Origin of the sequence: Bradyrhizobium genomosp. I (2014) (genome assembly GCF_000261685.1) — a bacterium.
Lineage (GTDB): Bacteria > Pseudomonadota > Alphaproteobacteria > Rhizobiales > Xanthobacteraceae > Bradyrhizobium.
The window spans coordinates 1-2814 of sequence record NZ_AJQE01000460.1; the positions used below are offsets into that span (position 1 = coordinate 1).

The window sequence follows — 2814 nt, forward strand, 5'->3', positions numbered from 1 at the left end:
GCGCTCACGATCCCGCGAAACGCGCATGAAACTGACGAGAACCGCTTTGCTGGGCGATTTCCCGCCTGTTGCGTTGCGTAGCTTCGGCATTCACAACGAATTCGCCATTGGAAAGCATTGCGGGAATGCTGTCCGAGACGCTTGTCCCAGCGCCGGAGACGAAGCCGCCGGTGCTAAAGCTAGGTGTCGACATAGAGCTGATCGCGGCGACCTTGGCCATACCGGCAGCGAGCACGCCCGCAGCCAACGCATCATTGAATGGCGGCACGGCCGATGCCAACGCCTTCGTGAAGGCGGTGTAAGTGTTGATCCTTGCCTCGACAATGCCGAACGCTTTAGCCGCCGTCGCCATAGCCATGCTGTGCTTGCCGAATTCCTGCGAGAGTTGTGCAAATTCGCCCGCCATGGAGGCGCCGGCGGTGTTCCACGTCGATTGGGCGTTCTCCGCTAGCCTTTGTTGCGCATCCAGGAATTGCTGCGCACTGATCGTATTGGCGTTGAATTGCGCTTGGATCTTAGGCTCCTGTAGGTAACTCTCAGAGGGAGTCAAGTTCGCTTGGATCGTCTGGAGCCCGGCCAGCGTCATGGCGTATTCCGAAGTCTTCTGCTTCAGCAGGTCGAGCTGCACCTGCTGCGCGGCGGTGATCGCGGTGTTGTTCGCCCGCGCGATCGACTCCGTTTGCAATTGCAGCTTCATCGCCTCCATTGCGCCGGGAAGCAGTCCATAGGTTGCCACCTCGGCCTTCATTCCCTCCGGCGACTTGCTTTGCGATGCAATGAACTGATCGACCACGTTTTTTCCGCCCATCACCGAAAAGTTGAAATCCTTCTGAGTCTTCGATGCCTTGTCCGTCGATGCAGCCGCGGCTTCCTGGGGACCGCGCTCACCGCAGTATCGACCGCGATGAAGGCGCTCGTCACCAGTGGGGTGATTGTTTCACGGCCGCCTTCGAGAAGGTGAAGGGCGGCATCGCTGGGATTGAGGAGACGGCAAGGCGCCGTGTTCAAAGTCGCTCGCCAAATACATCTCAACCGTCTCCGGTTGCGAGCCCTTCCACAAATTGTCGACGATTCTTGCGTCATTGATGCCGCTCGAGCCCGCACCGAGCCCGGCAGTGGATGTGCCCGAAGCGCTGAAAGCCAGCTCGCTCGAGCTGTGGTATCAGCAGAAACTTCATCTCCGGACATTGGTTCCGAGCGGCGCCGAGGCGCTGATCCGGATGCGCCATCCCGCATGGGGCGTCGTGCCGCCTGCCTACTTCATCCCCGACGAAAGCGATCCGCATTTTCATGCGCTGTCCGAGTTCGTGATCGCGCGCGCGATCGAGGACTGGCGCTATCTGCTCGGGCAGATCGGACCGGTCGATCTCTCGATCAACCTGCCGATCTCGTTTCTGGCCGACGATGCTGCGGTGCGCGAGCTTTGCTACCGGATTCCGGATCATGCGGCGTTCGCCGGCCTGCTGATCGAGATCGACAGCGCCGAGGTGATCGACAATCTCGACCTGGCGATCGATGTCGCCCGGCGCGTTCGCCTGCACAATATCGGCATCTCGATCGACAATGTCGGCGCGAAGTGGCCATCCTTGCTGGGATTGCCGAACTTTCCGTTCGTCCAGCTGAAGGTCGACCATCAATACGTCACCGGTTGCGCGGATCAGCGCCTCAAGCAGACGGTGTGCCGGCGTATCGTCGAGCTCGCACACGACTCCGGCGCGCAGGTTATTGCGCAGGGGGGCGAGACGCGCGCGGACTTTCTTGCCGCACATGAGATGGATTTCGATCAGGTCCAGGGTTACCTGTTCGGCAAGCCGATGGGCGTCAAGAAGTTCGCCCGCTCGCGCACGCACTTCTCGGAGAAAGAGCCGATCGTCCTGACGCATGGCGCCTAGTCAGGCGCGAGTGTCGCCATCGATCGCGCGCAGCGCTTCGCCGCGGGCGATCAGGCGCTTTGTGTGAATCGGCGGATGGAATGACCCTGCCCAGATTAATGATGTCAACGGCTTAACGTGCCGATCGGCGCCGGGCCCCGCGCCAACTCACATGCTGACGGCGGTCGTCTTCCCCTCGGCTTTGCTATGCACTTCAAACTCGAGAGATCGATTCGTTCAGGATAATGTCCTGAATAACGAGATAAGCCGTACGGCAGTTGCCGCACGGCTCTTCCGGAGTTCGTCATTCACTGCGCGGATCCGGTAGCGACGCGCTGAGCCGCCGTCTTGGCAGACTTATTGGACGCGCTCGTCGGCGACCTTCTTCTCAGAAGAGAGCTCGGTCGTAATTCTGCGCATTGCCACGGCCTGGGCCTGAACTTTTTGGCTAACACGCTCGAACTCAGCCATCTGGTTCTGGAAACCGGCATCCTGGGTCTGCTGGGTAGCAGGAGCGGCGCCGTTACCGCCAACACTATTAACCGCCATGTCTATTCACCTTTCTTTATGATAGTCGTTAGTTGTGGCCTGCTACGTCGGGCGGGCCGACGATACGAGGGGCAGGAATAGAAAGAAAGACGGTGCTCGCCCCCCAGACTTCTCAGGCTCAGTTCGGCGCTCTTGCCGAGACCAACGGTCTTGGGCTGTACGTTGTCCGTTTTGCCGGCGTTCTTGTTTTCGGCGGCCATCGCTTTCTCCTATGCTCGTCTTGTTACGTCTCAATAGACGTGCTCGCCTAGAGTTCAGCAGCCTCACGCTAGGCGCGCTACCTTTCGAGAAGCTGACGAGTCTCGGTCGGGGTGATTAGGTCGATCCTTTGCAGCAGCCCATCACCTGCCGGCAGCTGCAACCTCACCTAGGGTCTGTACCTAAATAGCGCCAC

3 protein-coding genes are annotated in these 2814 nt (G+C 59.8%); 1 reads left to right on the top strand and 2 read right to left on the bottom strand.

Features of this window, described 5'->3' with window-relative positions; translation table 11 throughout:
- Positions 1–4: 4 nt before the first annotated feature.
- Complete coding sequence (locus IC50_RS37915) at positions 5–793, bottom strand: hypothetical protein (RefSeq protein ID WP_223153754.1); 789 nt, start codon at positions 791–793, stop codon at positions 5–7.
- Positions 794–1115: 322 nt separating this feature from the next.
- On the opposite strand from IC50_RS37915, the gene IC50_RS37920 reads away from it, so the two are divergent.
- The gene (locus IC50_RS37920) at positions 1116–1892 is read left to right on the top strand and encodes an EAL domain-containing protein (protein WP_014498043.1); all 777 of its coding nucleotides are present in this window, start codon (positions 1116–1118) and stop codon (positions 1890–1892) included.
- Positions 1893–2228: 336 nt separating this feature from the next.
- Here IC50_RS37920 and IC50_RS37925 read toward each other — a convergent pair whose 3' ends face one another.
- Entirely contained in the window at positions 2229–2420 is a 192-nt protein-coding gene (locus IC50_RS37925; protein WP_014498042.1) for a hypothetical protein, read from the bottom strand.
- Positions 2421–2814 lie beyond the last annotated feature (394 nt).

Coding starts and splice junctions, on each gene's coding strand:
- IC50_RS37925 (WP_014498042.1), bottom strand. CDS start 2,420: ATGGCGGTTAATAGTGTTGGCGGTAACGGCGCCGCTCCTGCTACCCAG.